The sequence below is a fragment of the Amycolatopsis sp. NBC_01307 genome (genome assembly GCF_035975215.1).
GTDB lineage: Bacteria > Actinomycetota > Actinomycetes > Mycobacteriales > Pseudonocardiaceae > Amycolatopsis.
Genome location: NZ_CP108403.1, coordinates 1,580,565 through 1,593,501, shown reverse-complemented (window position 1 = coordinate 1,593,501; position 12,937 = coordinate 1,580,565). Strand labels below are relative to the sequence as shown.

Annotated in this window: 16 protein-coding genes; 8 read left to right on the top strand and 8 right to left on the bottom strand. The window is 72.2% G+C overall.

The genetic code is table 11. The features are described 5' to 3' along the window. The first annotated feature begins 7 nt into the window (after positions 1 to 7). Positions 8 to 742, top strand: a complete 735-nt coding sequence (locus OG439_RS06790; protein WP_326948500.1) for a (R)-mandelonitrile lyase — start codon at positions 8 to 10, stop codon at positions 740 to 742. Positions 743 to 821: 79 nt separating this feature from the next. Beyond that, a complete protein-coding gene (locus OG439_RS06785; protein ID WP_326951500.1) occupies positions 822 to 2,666 on the top strand; it encodes a glycoside hydrolase family 5 protein in 1,845 nt (614 codons plus the stop codon). Between the two features lie 12 nt (positions 2,667 to 2,678). Here the strand turns inward: OG439_RS06785 and OG439_RS06780 are convergent, their stop codons facing one another. Continuing rightward, entirely contained in the window at positions 2,679 to 3,494 is an 816-nt protein-coding gene (locus tag OG439_RS06780; RefSeq protein WP_326948499.1) for a hypothetical protein, read from the bottom strand. A 195-nt stretch (positions 3,495 to 3,689) separates the two neighbouring features. Here OG439_RS06780 and OG439_RS06775 point away from each other — a divergent pair, with 195 nt between their 5' ends. Continuing rightward, positions 3,690 to 4,253, top strand: coding sequence for a hypothetical protein (locus OG439_RS06775; RefSeq protein ID WP_326948498.1), 564 nt, complete (start codon positions 3,690 to 3,692; stop codon positions 4,251 to 4,253). 10 nt (positions 4,254 to 4,263) lie between these two features. Here OG439_RS06775 and OG439_RS06770 read toward each other — a convergent pair whose 3' ends face one another. Next, positions 4,264 to 5,025: an MBL fold metallo-hydrolase gene (locus tag OG439_RS06770; RefSeq protein ID WP_326948497.1), complete on the bottom strand. Its 762-nt coding sequence runs from the start codon at positions 5,023 to 5,025 to the stop codon at positions 4,264 to 4,266. A gap of 70 nt (positions 5,026 to 5,095) precedes the next feature. Here OG439_RS06770 and OG439_RS06765 point away from each other — a divergent pair, with 70 nt between their 5' ends. Next, entirely contained in the window at positions 5,096 to 5,977 is an 882-nt protein-coding gene (locus tag OG439_RS06765; protein WP_326948496.1) for an aminoglycoside phosphotransferase family protein, read from the top strand. A gap of 10 nt (positions 5,978 to 5,987) precedes the next feature. Here OG439_RS06765 and OG439_RS06760 read toward each other — a convergent pair whose 3' ends face one another. Beyond that, positions 5,988 to 6,761 (bottom strand): maleylpyruvate isomerase family mycothiol-dependent enzyme, encoded by a 774-nt coding sequence (locus OG439_RS06760; protein WP_326948495.1) that lies wholly within the window; start codon positions 6,759 to 6,761, stop codon positions 5,988 to 5,990. Between the two features lie 84 nt (positions 6,762 to 6,845). Here OG439_RS06760 and OG439_RS06755 point away from each other — a divergent pair, with 84 nt between their 5' ends. Next, the gene (locus OG439_RS06755; protein ID WP_326948494.1) at positions 6,846 to 7,211 is read left to right on the top strand and encodes a hypothetical protein; all 366 of its coding nucleotides are present in this window, start codon (positions 6,846 to 6,848) and stop codon (positions 7,209 to 7,211) included. Positions 7,212 to 7,227: 16 nt separating this feature from the next. Here OG439_RS06755 and OG439_RS06750 read toward each other — a convergent pair whose 3' ends face one another. The 5 genes from OG439_RS06750 to OG439_RS06730 form a co-directional block, all read right to left on the bottom strand. Next, on the bottom strand, positions 7,228 to 7,887 hold the full coding sequence (locus OG439_RS06750; RefSeq protein WP_326948493.1) for a VC0807 family protein: 660 nt from the start codon (positions 7,885 to 7,887) through the stop codon (positions 7,228 to 7,230). Then, positions 7,884 to 8,981: an FAD-dependent oxidoreductase gene (locus OG439_RS06745; RefSeq protein ID WP_326948492.1), complete on the bottom strand. Its 1,098-nt coding sequence runs from the start codon at positions 8,979 to 8,981 to the stop codon at positions 7,884 to 7,886. The genes OG439_RS06750 and OG439_RS06745 overlap by 4 nt, the downstream gene beginning before the upstream one ends. Before the next feature lies 1 nt (position 8,982). Continuing rightward, on the bottom strand, positions 8,983 to 9,462 hold the full coding sequence (locus OG439_RS06740; protein WP_326948491.1) for a MarR family winged helix-turn-helix transcriptional regulator: 480 nt from the start codon (positions 9,460 to 9,462) through the stop codon (positions 8,983 to 8,985). An 83-nt stretch (positions 9,463 to 9,545) separates the two neighbouring features. Then, the gene (locus tag OG439_RS06735) at positions 9,546 to 10,325 is read right to left on the bottom strand and encodes a hypothetical protein (protein WP_326948490.1); all 780 of its coding nucleotides are present in this window, start codon (positions 10,323 to 10,325) and stop codon (positions 9,546 to 9,548) included. 38 nt (positions 10,326 to 10,363) lie between these two features. Continuing rightward, positions 10,364 to 10,513, bottom strand: a complete 150-nt coding sequence (locus OG439_RS06730; protein WP_326948489.1) for a hypothetical protein — start codon at positions 10,511 to 10,513, stop codon at positions 10,364 to 10,366. A gap of 148 nt (positions 10,514 to 10,661) precedes the next feature. Between OG439_RS06730 and OG439_RS06725 the strand changes: the two genes are divergently transcribed. Genes OG439_RS06725 through OG439_RS06715 form a run of 3 tightly spaced genes read left to right on the top strand, consistent with a single transcriptional unit; the run spans position 10,662 to position 12,921 of the window. After that, on the top strand, positions 10,662 to 11,057 hold the full coding sequence (locus OG439_RS06725; RefSeq protein WP_326948488.1) for a GntR family transcriptional regulator: 396 nt from the start codon (positions 10,662 to 10,664) through the stop codon (positions 11,055 to 11,057). Continuing rightward, complete coding sequence (locus OG439_RS06720; protein WP_326948487.1) at positions 11,054 to 11,935, top strand: ABC transporter ATP-binding protein; 882 nt, start codon at positions 11,054 to 11,056, stop codon at positions 11,933 to 11,935. The genes OG439_RS06725 and OG439_RS06720 overlap by 4 nt, the downstream gene beginning before the upstream one ends. Continuing rightward, the gene (locus tag OG439_RS06715; protein WP_326948486.1) at positions 11,932 to 12,921 is read left to right on the top strand and encodes an ABC transporter permease subunit; all 990 of its coding nucleotides are present in this window, start codon (positions 11,932 to 11,934) and stop codon (positions 12,919 to 12,921) included. Before OG439_RS06720 ends, OG439_RS06715 begins: the two co-directional genes overlap by 4 nt. Positions 12,922 to 12,937 lie beyond the last annotated feature (16 nt).

Genomic DNA, 12,937 nt, shown 5'->3' with positions numbered 1-12,937 from the left:
AGTTTCCGTGCACGTCCGTCACGTTCCGTCCGCCACCGCCGTCGCGCCCGCCGACGTCATCACCGGCAGCGCTTGGGTCACCTCGCTCGCCGTCCCCGAAGGGCCGTCTCGCACCCAGGTCGACCGTGTGCAGTTCGCCCCCGGTGCGCGTACGCGCTGGCACCGGCACCCGCTCGGCCAGGTGCTCGTCGTCACCGAGGGCACCGGCTACGTCCAGCGCCGGGGCGACCCGGCCCAGCTGATCCGGGCCGGCGACACCGTCCGCGTCGCTCCTGGCGAATGGCACTGGCACGGTGCCACCGACACCACGTCGATGACGCACCTCGCCATCGAGGAACTCCCCGAAGACGGGACCACGGCGGAGTTCGCCGAGCCGGTGAGCGCCGCCGAACCCGTGGCCGTCCCGGCCGAGCCCGTCACGCGCACGCTCGTGCTGCAGCAGCGGCTCCCGGAACCGCGCGTGGTCGACTACGTCGAGCTGCGCCGCATCACCATCGCGCCGGACTTCGGCACCGGGCTGCACGTCCACAATGGACCCGTCTTCGGCAGCATCGAAACCGGCTCGGCCGTCTACCAGATCGACGGCGAGCCGGAATCGGTGCTCACGCCCGGGGACGTCTTCTACGAGCCCGAAGCGGCCCGCATCGCGCGCTTCGACGCGCAGGAGGACGGCGTCACGTTCCTGGCCTGCTTCCCCGTCGGGCCGGGCGAAACCCCCAGCCTGACCCCGCTCGGGAGCTGACCCGACGAACGGCGGGCCCGCACCCGGCTGCCGGTATACAACCGGGCGAAACACCCGTTAGCCTCCGCGCGTGAGGATCATGAGTGCGCTGCTCACCGCGTTGCTGGCCACCGGCGTCGCCGCCCCGATCTCCGCGCTGGCGCCGGATCCCGCCCACGCGGATCCGGCGCCCTGGGCCGGCCCGCTCAGCACCCGCGGCCGCTACATCGTCGACGCGGCGGGCAACCGGTTCAAGCTGAAGGCCGCCAACTGGCACGGCGCGAGCGGTACGTGGACCGGGTCGGGTGACGTCAGCGATCCGGCCAACCACCACGCCGGCGAGATCGCCTACCAGACGCCGCTCGGGCTGGACCGCGCGTCGATCGACACCGTCATCGACGGGCTCGCGCAGCTGGGTCTCAACAGCGTGCGGCTGCAGTTCTCCAACGCGATGATCCACGACGCGACGCCGGTGCCCGACCTGCCGGCCAACCCGGATCTGCGCGGCAAGACGCCGCTGCAGGTCTACGACCGCGTCGTCGAACGGCTGACCGCGCGCGGGTTCGCCGTGATCCTCAACAACCACACCACGACGTCGCGCTGGTGCTGCGGTCTCGACGGCAACGAGCGCTGGAACACCGCGCAGACCGAGCAGCAGTGGCAGGACGACTGGCTGTTCATGGCGCGGCGCTACGCCGCGAACAAGCGGGTGGCCGGCGCCGACCTGTACAACGAGGTCCGCCGCAACACCTTCGACGACCCCAACTGGGGCTGGGGCAACGACAAGGACTGGCAGCGCGCGAGCCAGCAGGTCGCCGACCGCATCCTGACCGAGGCGAACCCGGACCTGCTGATGATCGTCGAGGGCATCAACTGGACCGGCCTGCCGATCGACGGCTTCGCGCACGGACGGCCCACCCTCGAGCCCGCCCGGACGCTGTCGCACACGCTCGTGGACTCCGGGAAGCTGGTCTATTCCGCGCACTTCTACGGCTACACCGGGCCGAACCACTCCGGCGCGACCGGCATCGGCGAAACCCACGACCCGCGCTACCGCGACCTCTCGCCCCAGGACCTGCGTGACACCCTGTACCGGCAGGCGTTCTTCGTCGAGCAGGACACCGGCAAGCACTACACCGCGCCGCTGTGGATCAGCGAGTTCGGCGAGGGCCGCAACACCACCGACCCCGCGTCCCGCGCGTTCTTCGAGACCTTCGTGAACTACCTCGCCGAGACCGACACGGACTTCGCCTACTGGCCCGCGGTCGGCTTCCAGACCGGCGGCACGGGCGACGGCTGGTCGCTGCTCGCGTGGGACAGCGCCGGGAACCGCATCGACGTGCTCGACGGCCGGGACTGGCGCGGCCCGGCGTGGCAGCGGCTGGTGAGCGCGCCGTCGCGCACCGGGCCGATCCCGCAGGCCGACCACTGGTCGATGCTGAACCTGGACTACGGCGACTTCCAGGAATCCCGCGCGGTCCGCGCGCTACCGGACTGGAATCCCGGCGCGCGCAAGGGCGTCTGCCCCGACGGCCAGCGCCTCACCGGTCTCGCCCACACCGGCAACCGCGGCCTGTGCACGGGCACGCTCCCGGTGCCGTCCGGGTACGTCGTGACCCGCGACGAGTCCTTTGTGGACACCGACTGGGCGTCCGGCTACACCAAGCTGCAGTGCCCGGCCGACCACGCGGTGGTCGGCTACAGCGTGAAGGGTGCGGCGGTTTCGGCCGTGCTGTGCGGCAAGTCGGCGACCCCGCTGGGCCGCACCGGCCGCACGGTCTGGTTCGACCGCGGCGACAACCGCCCCTCCGGCGACCTCGGGGGCGACTTCGCCTCGGGCAGCTACAAGGGCCAGTGCGCCCCGGGCGAGTACGTCGCCGGGGTGGCCTACACCGGCCGCGTCGGCTCGAACCGGACGCCGGACGCGCTGCTCTGCCGCTCCTGAACCGGGGCCGGCTCAGTCGCCGTCGGGCACCGGTACCGGCTGCGCGTGCGGCGGCCGGAGGACGGCCCAGACGATCTTCCCGCCGGACTGCTTCGGCGACCAGCCCGCGGCGTGCGCGAGGTGCGCGACGAGCGGAAGCCCGCTGCGCGGCTTCGGCGTCCTCTTGCCGACCTGGGGCAGCGACACCGGACGCACGTCGTCGTCGGCGACCGCGACGGTGAGCCGGCCCAGCCGCAGCTCCAACCGCAACCGCGCCGGCGAATGCGCGTGTTCGGCGGCGTTCGCCACGAGCTCACCCGCCACCGTGACCGCCGGCTCCCCCAGCGAATCGATGTCCCAGTTGCCGCAGGTGTCGGTGACGAACGGGGCCGCCGCGCCCACACTGCGCGGTGAGGAGGGCAACCACAGTTCCGTGCGGCGACGCGGCGGCGGGTCGCCCAGCCCGGCCAGTGCGTCGAGCACGGTGGGCCGGACCGTCACGAAGCGCCGCATCGGGCCGTGCCGCGCGAGGGCCGCGTGCGCCGAGCCCGGGACGACCACCAGCGCCACCGTCGACCACTGCGAGATCCGCAGCCACACGGCGACGAAGACGCTGGTCAGGTGATCCTTGGTGATCGCGAGTGCCTCGAGGTCGACGATCACCGCACGGGGCTGGTCGGCCGCGCACTTGAGCAGCGCGTCCCGCAGCACCCCGTAGGTGCCGACGTCCAGTACCCCGGACGGGCGAATGATCGTCGCCCCTTGCCACTCGGACAGGTCCCAGTCGAGCGGGCTGTCCGCCTGCATGCCGTAGCTCGCCGCCTTGGATTGGTAGAGCCCGGAACGCACACCGTCCGTCCGTGCTCGACGGCTCGGATCGGAGGTGCGGAAACAACAACCGTACGTCGCCGCCAGCCGTCCGTGACCGCGAACGCCGCGGATTCACTCGATTCAGTGGTTGCAATTCTTGAATGCGTCTTTCTGTAACACCTGGGCGGCACCAATGGGCGTAATCCGGTGAGTGCCGCTCGGTAGGCTGCCGGAATGGGGTTCGGCGAGCGAGCACGCAGAGTGCGGGACGGCCGGCTGGCCCACGGTCAGCGCGTCGCGGCACTGTGTTCGTGCGTGCGCCTCTACCACCCGATCGGCCACCGGGCGACGTTGAGCTTCCTCGCCGAGCTCGCCGGCCCGTACCAGCGGCACGAGCGAGCCCTCCTGGACGCGTTGGCGGCGCTGGAAGCCGGCCGGGCGCAGTGGCGTAGCGCCGGTGCCGCCTACGCGGACTCGCGCGTGAAGCAGAAACGGCTCGGCCGCCGAGTGCCCACCGATCCGCCGCCGGGCAAGACCGGCCACTGGTACGCGGCGACGCCGGGCCTGTCACGCCGCGCGGCCGTGCACGCGCTGAAGCTGTGGGAGCCCGAACACGCCGCGGCGGACGAGGAGACGCGTTCCCTGGTGCGCCAGTGCGTCGCCACCGGCGGCCGCCTCACCGGCGAGCAGCTGGACACCGTGCTGCGCCGCCGGACCCGGGACGAGCCTTACGACGTCCGCTGGCCGATGACCCTCATGGCGTCCGCGGCCGGTGCACACCGGTTCGGCGCGCACTAGGAAACGTCCGTCAGCCGGAGGTGTGGCCGGCCTGCTTCTGGTTCATCTGGTGCGGGGCGGAAAGCCAGTCGTGCTGTTCGAGGCGCGCGTCCACCGGTTCTTCTCCTCGCCGCAGGGCTTCGATGTAGGCGCGGTCGGCGGCGAGGCGGCCCGCCACCTCGGCGCCCTCGGCGACGGCGCCGTGCCCGGGGACCACGACGTCGACCTGCCGGGACGCCTCGGCCAGCCGGTCGAGGGCCGCCTCGTAGGCGTTCAGCTGGTCGGGGCGGCGGGGGTCGAGCAGCGGGATCAGCACGTCGGAGAGCATGTCGCCGGCGAGCAGGACGCCGCGGTCCGCGAGCAGGATCGCGGCGTGGCCGATGGTGTGCGCCTGGTGCTCGAGGATCTCGCCCGGCACCGGGCCGCCGTCCGCGGGCAGCGGCGTGAGGAGCCCGATCAGCTCGAGCGGGATGCCCGTGGCGCTCTCCTCCGCCATCTTCTGCGCCCGCTCGCGGGCCTCACCCGCGACCTGGGCGCCGGCGGCGGTGGCGTAACGCGGGACGTCGCCGAAGCGGGAGTGCCAGAGCAGGTGGTCCCAGTGGGGGTGGGTCGAGAACCCGGCGACCACCGGCACGCCGAGCGCGTCCACGTCGTCGGCGAGCTGGTTCAGGTCGGCGCCGTCGATGCCCGGATCGACCAGGACCAGCCCGGTGTCCCCGCGCACGACGACGGCTTTGCTCCAGACCCACTCGCTCTGCCGGACCCAGACCCCGTCGGCCACCTGCTTCAGCATCGGGCCACTTTGTCAGATGTCCCCGGCCGGCGCGAGAAGCGACACCCTCCGGCGGTGGCAAACTGCCGAGGTGGACCTGGACGACGTGCGCGTGCGGCTGGTGGACCGGTTCGGTCCCGGGGCCGCGGGGTGGCTCGCCGACGTCCCCGCCCTCGCGGCCCGGCTGGCCGCCCGGTGGGGTCTCGGGCCCGGCGAGGTGTTCGCGAGCGGGGCCGCGTCCGTCGTCTTGCGCTGCCGATGGCCGGACGGGACACCCGCGGTGCTCAAGCTCAGTCCGGATCGGACACTGCTGACCAAGCAGGCGGAGATGCTGCGCGTGTTCGCGGCCTCGGGCCGGGTGCCGGCCGTGCTGGCCACCGACCCGGGAGCCGGGGCCATGGTGCTGGAGGAGATCCGGCCCGGCACCGAGGCCGAAGACCTGCCGCAGACGTCACTGCCCCGGTTGTGGGGCGAGTTGCTCGCCGCGCTGCACGCCGTGGCCCCGCCCGCGGACTGGCCGTGGGACCTGCGCGGCCGGTTCGACGAGTCCTTCGCCCGGATCGGCCGGAAACTGGCCGACCCGGCGATCGGCGCCCGGATCGGCCAGGCCACCTGGCACCGCGCGATCCGGCGCTGCGGGGAACTGCTGGACACGCAGCACACCGTCGTGTTGCTGCACGGCGACCTGCACCTCGGCAACGCCCTGGACGGCGGCCCGTCGCGCGGTCTGGTCGCGATCGACCCGAAGGCGTGCCTCGGCGATCCGTGCTTCGACGCCGTGGACTACGTGGTCGCCGGCGCCGGGCTCGAAGGGGTCGAGACCCGGTGCCGGCGGGTGGCGGCCGCCTGCGGGCTCGACGGCGACCGGCTCTACGCCTGGAGCCGCGTGGTCGCGCCGATGTTCGCGATCGCGCACCTCACCCACGACGGTCCGGAGCCGGTGATCGACGAGCTGCTCGCCTTGACCCGGTGAACCGGGCCGGTCAGAAGCCGGGGAACACGCGGCGCAGGTCGTCGAGCGTGACGCCGCCCTCGACGGTGACGCCCTTGTCGTAGGGCGCCTTGAGCCGGCCGTTGATCAGCCGGACGAACGCTTCCGCCGGGCCGTCGAACGTCGCGGTCGGTGCCTCCAGGTGATCCACCAGGGTGACGGCGTCGTCGATCACCAGCGCGCCGCCGGGGACCGCGACCGACACCGGGTCCGCGAGTTCGGCCGGCTTCGCGAGGAAGCCCAGCAGGAAGCCCACCGGCCCGGACAGGAGCTCGACGAGCACCTCGGCCGAGCCGGGGTCCACGCCGGTGTCCGGCTCGAAGGCCACGCGCACGTCCCACGAGTGGTTGGCCACCTCGTTGAACCGCATGCCCAGCGCGGTCAGCAGCGGGACCGGCTCCGGCCAGAAGCCGAGGTCGACGGTCAGCGACGAGCGCTGCTCGGGCGTGAGCGCCTCGACCGTGTCGAGCCAGCGGGCGTTGTGCTCCAGGAAACCCTCGGCCTGCGCTCGCGGCGCGGACGCGTCCCAGCGGGCCCAGATCGTCTGGTTGTCTTCGGCCGCCACGGTCTCCCCGGCGGCGCGGGCGATGGGCCCGCGGCCGATCTCCGCGCCGCTGCCGAGGTGGGAAAGCGCCTGGGCGACGGTCCACTCGGAGGCACCGCTGGTGGTGGCGAGCTGGTCGTCGGTGAGGCCGCCGACGAGGCCGGCGAGCGTGTCGTGCTCGGAGCGGAGGGCGGCGATGGTGCGGTCCACGAGTTGACTCATGCCACGCTCAACTCCCGAGGGGACGTGTGTGTTCCACTGATCACCGTTTCCGGTGAGGAAGCGCCGCTCGCCCGAGGAGGACGCGTGACAACGGGACGTGTGCTGGTGGTCGGACTCGATCCGGCCAAGCTCGACGGCTGGGACCCGGCGCCGGTCCAGGCGGCGATCGCCCGTGGCCGGGCGCGCTTCGTCGAGCACGGCGTCGAGGCCGACTGGTGCCTGCTGACGCTCGGCGACAACGCCGAAGAAACGCTCGTGACTGCTCTGACCGGCGCAGACTACGGCTGCGTGGTGATCGGGGGCGGCATCCGCACCCACGAACCGTTGCTCGGGTTCTTCGAGAAGGTGATCAACCTGGTCCGGCTGCACACTCCCGGCGCGGCCATCGCCTTCGACAGCACCCCCGAGGACTGCGTCGACGCCGCGCTGCGGTGGCTGCGCCGGCCGTGAAGTCCGGGGAGGCCGGTCAGTGCCGCTCGGCCGGCAGGCGGTCGCGTTCGGCCAGCATGATCGGGCGGACCTTGCGCATCCGGAGCCGGGTGTAGGCGATCATCGCCACCAGCACCGCGATCAACGGCACCTGCGACAACAGCAGCGAGTCCGTGATCTCCGCCGGTGAGAAGCTGTACACGATGATCACCCGCAGCACCGCGTCCAGCAGGAAACCCACGCCCCACACCAGCGTCACCGCGCGGATCGCCGCGCGGAAGGGCTCGGACACCGCCCAGCTGCGGTCGTAGGCCTCGACCGTTCGCGGGTCGCCCCGGGTGGCGAACGGCTTTCCGGCCTCGAACACCAGCGGGCGGCCCACGAACAGGCTGCCCAGCGCGTACACCCCGGCGACGCCGACGTAGAACGCCGGCTTCAGCAGCAGCACCCGCGGGTCGTCGCTGACGAACAGCAGGACCACCGACAGCGCCACCTCGACGACCACCAGGATGCCGAAGCCGTCGAGCTTGCCCCGGCGCACGGTCGTGATGATCGCGTTCACCATCGTGGCCAGGCCGCCGATGCCCAGCGCCCAGAACGGGCTGAGCCCGAACACCGTGTGCAGCAGCCAGTAGGCCACGACCGGCAGCACCAGGTCCAGTGCGAACGGTGCCAGTACGCGGATTCTCCCCTTCATCGGTTCTCCCCCGTTTTCACTCCGGCGAGCTGGTTGCTGCGGCGCACCACGGCCGTGGCGTACTCCCGCATTTCCGTTTCGTACGCGGCGATCGCGGTCAGCGGATCACCGCCGGCCAGCCCCGCCGCCAGCAGCGCCGCGTCCCGCAACGCCGTGTTCGCGCCGACCCCGCCCGACGGCGGCATCACGTGGATCGCGTCGCCGAGCACGGTGATCCGCCCGGCCGGCCATTCGGGGACCGGTGGCGACGTCCGGATCGGCGTGCGGAACGTCGCGGGCACGTCGGCGTGCTCCACGATCCGCACCAGCTCCGGGTGCCAGCCCCGGACGACGTCCTGCGCGAACCGGTGCAGCGCAGCGGGTTCCCGCTCCTGCGGCGCCGCGCCGACGACCGCCCACATCAGGTAGTCGTCGACGGGGGTCAGCTCCGGCGGGAAGACCGGGGTGCGCGCCCGGAACGCGGCGAGGGCCAGCGTCGCCGGGCCGCCGGCCACCGCGGTGAAGCCGTCGAAGAACCGGGCGGCCAGGTCCGGCAGCGCGGCCAGGGGCGTCCGGCCGTAGATGCAGCGCAGCCCGGTGTCGATCGGCGCGCTGCCGGGGGCGACCGCCGCCCGGACCGCGGAGTGCACGCCGTCGGCGCCGACCAGCACGTCGCCGCGGACCTCCCGGCCGTCGTCGAACCGGACGCGCACGCCGTGCTCGTCCTGGTCCGCGGCCGTTACCCGGTGTCCGAAGTGGACGTCCTGCTCGAGTCCGGTGAACAGGATCTGGCGCAGGGTCCGGCGGTTGACGGCGCTGTGCTCGCCGCCGGTGCCGACGTCGAACGTCGAGAGCACGGTCAGGTCGGTGCCGAGCGTGCTGATCCGGCCCGCGCCCGGCACCGACGACGTCGCCAGGTAGCGCCGGTACAGGTGCTCGGGCAGGCAGCGTCGCAGCGCTTCGCCGCCGTGGCCGTCGATGTGGATCCGGTAGCCCTGGTCGCGTTCGCCGAGGTCCGGGTCGCGCTCGAAGACGCTCACCCGCACCCCCGCCGCGCGCAGTCCCTGGGCGAGGCACAGGCCGCCGACGCCGGCCCCGGCGATCAGCACGTGCACGTCACTCGCCCCCGGTCCGCTGCTGCCACGGCCGGCCACCGGGCCGCTGGGTGCGGCGCTTGGCCTCGTCGACCGAGGTCTCAAGCCGGGTGAGCAGGCGGCCGAGCGTCCGCACGTCTTCGGCGTCCCACCCGGCCATGAAGTCGGCGAACCGGTCCAGCCCGATCCGGGTCAGCGCGCGGACCTCGTCCCAGCCGGCCTCGGTGAGCGAGATCAGGCAGGAACGCCGGTCGGCCGGGTCGGCCTCGACCGCGATGAGACCGTCGTCCTCCAGCGACCGCGTCTGCCGGGTGATCGACGACGGGTACAGGTCGAGCTCGGCGGCCAGCTCGGACGGCCGCACCTGCTGCTTGACGGCCGCCTGCTGCAGGATCGCCTGCCGGGTCGGGTCGATGGCCTTGTTCTGCGCGCGGCGCATCGTCTGGCCGATCCGCATCAGCGGGTAGACCACCTGCTCGAGGTCCTCGTAGTCGTGGGGCATGACCCCACGGTGCACTATTTGCGCCACGCAAACAAGTGGTTCGTGAGAAGTTCAGGAATGCCCCTGATCCGCTATCAGGGGCTTCAGGGCAGCCGCACGGCTTCGATCTCGACGTCGCTCAACAGCGCTTCGACCAGGGCCGACGGGCCGGCGACCTTGGTGGCCCACAGGTCGTAGTCGGTGCAGAGGCACCATGAGCGATCCTCGGCCCAGAGGTTGGCCGGACTGAAGTCGACCTCGGAATCGTCGTACAAACTCTCGGCGTCGCCGAGCGTTCCTGCCCGCACGTGAAGGTGCTCGAAGTCGGTCGCCCCGAGTGTCAGCGGGCTGTAGTAGGCCAGGCAGCGGGTGTTCGGGCCCGCGGGAGTGTGTTCGATGAGGATGCCGATCAGCCGCGTCCAGGTCTCGCGGTCCAGGCTGCCCTCGGCAGGCGGGATGATGCCGAGCGGCCAGCTGCCGTCCTTCCTGACCGAGGGGAAACAGCGGTACGACGGCAGCAGCCCCTCGGGGACGACGGGGTCGCCGGTGCGCTGCGCGAGTTCCGCCCAGCGCAGCCGCCGCCACCCGGCGCCGGGATGCTCGGCGCGACCCAGTCCGCCGCCGGTGGCCACACTCCCGGCTTCGAGGTCGACGCCGCCGATGACGCGGGGCCGGACGCTGCCGTCCGCGAGCCGCGCCTGGCGGTACTCGTGGTACGACGTCTCGGTCGGCCCTCGCTCGTGCTCGTACATGGCGTTGAGCACCCAGGCCGCGTCGGGCATCGCCGGCGGCATGAACCCGGTCAAGCCGTCGCCGCACCGCTCCCGCAACCAGTCGGTGGTGCCGGACGGGGCGAGCGGCCACGGGTTCACGTCCTCGGGCACGCAGTCACCCTACGGCTGCTCCGTCGGCCGGCTGGGCCTCACTCCTCGGCGAGGCCGTCGATCCGCCAGCCGGCCGGGGCCAGGTCGCGACGGGCGCGTTCCAGGCACTCCAGGTGCGCCTCCGCCTCAGTCTGCGGCGCGTCGTCCGCTGCGCCGGCTCGGCGAGACCCGTTCATGACCTCCGGCATCCGGCACCCCTTTTCGTTGCCCGACAAGGCCTTCCGATCACAGCACAGAGCACCGTAGCGCCCGGGTCTCACTATGAGACAGGGGGCACTGGCGCCGGCGTCGCCTGTTTAGCTATAGTGCTAGTCACCTAGTTAAATGGAGTTGCCGATGATCGAATTCCACCTGGACGCCCGGTCGGGCCTGTCCCCCTACCAGCAGCTGGTCCAGCAGGTGCGGCACGCGCTGCGCCTGGGCCTGCTGAACGAGGGAGACCAGCTCCCGAAGGTCAAGGACGTGGTCGCGAGCCTCGCGATCAACCCCAACACCGTGCTGAAGGCCTACCGGGAGCTGGAGCACGACGGCCTCGTCTCGGCGCGGCCCGGCGTCGGCACGTTCGTGACGGCGACGCTCGGCAACGGCGTGTCGTTCGCGGCGATCGGGCCGCTGCGCCGCGACCTCAACCGCTGGCTCTCCCAGGCCCGCAAGGCCGGTCTCGACGAAGAGAGCATCGAGGCCCTGTTGATGTCCACGTTTCGCGACTCCGCAAGAGAGGACATAGCGTGATCGTCCTGCGCGCCCAGGGACTGGGCAAGAAGTACAAGCGCGAATGGGCGTTGACCGGCTGCACGCTCGAGATCGAGGCCGGCCACGTCACCGGGCTCGTCGGCCCCAACGGCGCCGGCAAGTCGACCCTGCTGAACATCGCCGCCGGCATGCTCGAGCCGACCACCGGCACGATCGAGGTGTGCGGCGGGGTGCCCGGCAGCGGGCCCGACCAGCTGGCCAAGGTCGGGTACGTCGCCCAGAACACGCCCGTCTACCCGGGCCTGTCGATCGACGAGCACCTGCGGTTCGGCGCCCACCTCAACCCGCGCTGGGACGCCGCGCTCGCGACGAAGCGGATCGAACGGCTCGGGCTGGACCCGAAACAGCCCGCGGGCAAGCTGTCCGGTGGCCAGCGCGCCCAGCTGGCGCTGACCCTCGGCCTCGCGAAACGCCCCGAACTGCTGCTGCTCGACGAGCCGGTCGCCGCGCTCGACCCGTTGGCGCGCCGGGAGTTCCTGCAGGTCCTGATGGAAGCCGTCGCGGAGGACGGGCTGTCGGTCGTGATGTCCTCGCACCTGGTCAACGACCTCGAACGGGTCTGCGACCACCTCGTCGTGCTGGTGGCGTCCCAGGTCCGGGTGATGGGTGACGTCGACGAGCTGCTCGCCTCGCACCACCGCCTGTCCGGGCCGCTGCGCGACGTCGAGACCCTGCCCGCGGACCAGCACGTCGTCTCCGCGACGCACACCGACCGCCAGACCACGGTGCTCGTCCGCACCGAAGCGCCCATTCTCGATCCCGTGTGGACGGTCGGGCAGCTCAGCCTGGAGGACCTCGTCCTCGAGTACATGAGCAACCCGGCCGCCGCCCGTCCCGCCCTGGAGGTGCTCCGATGACCTGGTTGGCCTGGCGCCAGATCCGCGTCCCCGCGCTGGCGGTGTTCGCCGCTCTGCTCCTGATCGCCGTGATCCTCGCGATCACCGGTCCGGACCTGGTGGGCCGCACGAACTTCTCGGACCAGGACACGCTGTTCGGCGGCACGGTCCTCGCGCTGTACCTGCTGCCCGCGGTCATCGGCCTGTTCTGGGGCGCGCCGATGATCACCCGCGAGCTGGAGCACGGCACGCACAACCTGGTCTGGAACCAGACCATCACCCGCAAGCGGTGGCTCACGACCAAGCTGGTGGTCGGGGTGCCGGCCGCGATGGTGGCGGCCGGGGTGCTGAGCCTGGCGGTCACGTGGTGGGCGTCCCCGATCGACGCGCTCGCGAGCTCGGCGACCAACGGCGAAACGCTGTCCCGCATCTCGCCGGTGGTGTTCGCCGCGCGCGGCGTCGTCCCGGTCGGGTACGCGGTCTTCGCGCTCGTCCTCGGTGTCGCCGTCGGGATGGTGCTGCGGCGGACCGTCGCGGCCATGGCCGTCACCCTCGTCGTGCTCGCCGCCGTGCTGCTCGCCGTCCCCTTGTACGTGCGCCCGTACCTCCTGCCCGCGGTGCAGCAGGAGGTCTCGATCGGGAACTCGGCCATCAGGAACATCAGCGGGAACGGGTCCGGGGTGATCGAGGAGATCGGGGTGGAGACCCCGGCCGGCGTCTGGCTGCTGGCCGACGAAACCGTGGACCCGGCCGGGAACGTCGTCACGCCACTGCCCGACTTCGTGCAGAACTGCGTGCCGAAGCCGGGCGACCGGGGCGGCCCACCGGACCCGCGCGGCGTCGACGCCTGCATGGCCCAGCTGGACACCCGGGGCTACCACCAGCGCCTGACCTACCAGCCGGGCTCCCGGTTCTGGCCGCTGCAGTGGCTCGAACTGGCGTTGCTCCTCGCCCTGTCCGCGTTGCTCACCTGGTTCTGCTACCGGCGCATCCGCCACCTGTCCTGATCCGATCCTGCTGGGG

Bases quoted from the DNA above. Each gene is read 5' to 3' on its own strand.
- OG439_RS06725 (WP_326948488.1), top strand. From the start codon at position 10,662: ATGATCGAATTCCACCTGGACGCCCGGTCGGGCCTGTCCCCCTACCAG.
- OG439_RS06740 (WP_326948491.1), bottom strand. From the start codon at position 9,462: ATGCCCCACGACTACGAGGACCTCGAGCAGGTGGTCTACCCGCTGATG.
- OG439_RS06770 (WP_326948497.1), bottom strand. From the start codon at position 5,025: ATGCTGAAGCAGGTGGCCGACGGGGTCTGGGTCCGGCAGAGCGAGTGG.
- OG439_RS06750 (WP_326948493.1), bottom strand. From the start codon at position 7,887: ATGAAGGGGAGAATCCGCGTACTGGCACCGTTCGCACTGGACCTGGTG.
- OG439_RS06785 (WP_326951500.1), top strand. From the start codon at position 822: ATGAGTGCGCTGCTCACCGCGTTGCTGGCCACCGGCGTCGCCGCCCCG.
- OG439_RS06715 (WP_326948486.1), top strand. From the start codon at position 11,932: ATGACCTGGTTGGCCTGGCGCCAGATCCGCGTCCCCGCGCTGGCGGTG.
- OG439_RS06730 (WP_326948489.1), bottom strand. From the start codon at position 10,513: ATGCCGGAGGTCATGAACGGGTCTCGCCGAGCCGGCGCAGCGGACGAC.
- OG439_RS06760 (WP_326948495.1), bottom strand. From the start codon at position 6,761: ATGAGTCAACTCGTGGACCGCACCATCGCCGCCCTCCGCTCCGAGCAC.
- OG439_RS06775 (WP_326948498.1), top strand. From the start codon at position 3,690: ATGGGGTTCGGCGAGCGAGCACGCAGAGTGCGGGACGGCCGGCTGGCC.